Annotated in this window: 2 protein-coding genes; one reads left to right on the forward strand and one right to left on the reverse strand. The window is 58.3% G+C overall.

Translation table 11 applies throughout. The annotated features are described in order from the left end of the window. The coding region (locus Q2941_RS51825) for a hypothetical protein (protein WP_458197574.1) at nt 1-333 on the forward strand (333 nt) is incomplete at its 5' end. A 123-nt stretch (nt 334-456) separates the two neighbouring features. Here Q2941_RS51825 and Q2941_RS51830 read toward each other — a convergent pair. Beyond that, on the reverse strand, nt 457-623 hold a 167-nt coding region (locus tag Q2941_RS51830), incomplete at its 5' end, for a CsbD family protein (RefSeq protein ID WP_458197575.1).

The following is a 623-nucleotide window of genomic DNA, read 5'->3' on the forward strand; positions in this document are numbered from 1 at the left end:
GATGCGGGATCGGGAAACGTGCCCGGCTACACCGGACAGACAACTGGTTCCACGGCGGCAGACTCGAAGCAACATCCACCGACGACCGCGATGAATAAAGCATCGGAGGGGGCCGCAACATCGTCAGAAGATGCACAACGTCAGATGCAGAGCCGGCCTACCGCTGCCGAGCAATCACAGCAGACTCAGGCTGCACCCTCCGGGCAATCGCAGAAGATGACGGCGGGCACGCCAGACCGAACCGAGCCTGCGCCCAGTGAACAATCAGAGAAGATGACGGCTGGTACGGCCCAGCCCGCGCCCTCCGGAAAGAAGGTTGATGAAGGCTGCTAGTAGGCGAAGCCGCTTTCCGAAGGTTCACTTTGAAACCGAAAAGCATTGCGCCCTGCTGCTTTCGGCGCGGTAAGCAAAAAAAGAAACCCCGCAGATGCGGGGTTTCTTCGAGTGAACTGTCCATCACCACTTCTGACGGCCGTACCAGTCATTCACTTCCCTCTGCGCCTGATCCTTGGCGTAGCCGTACCGTTGCTGCAATCGGCCTTCGAGTTGATCCTGCTTACCGTTGATCACATCAAGATCGTCGTCAGTGAGTTTGCCCCACTGCTCCTTCACCTTGCCCTTCA

The organism is Bradyrhizobium sp. UFLA05-153 (genome assembly GCF_054185185.1).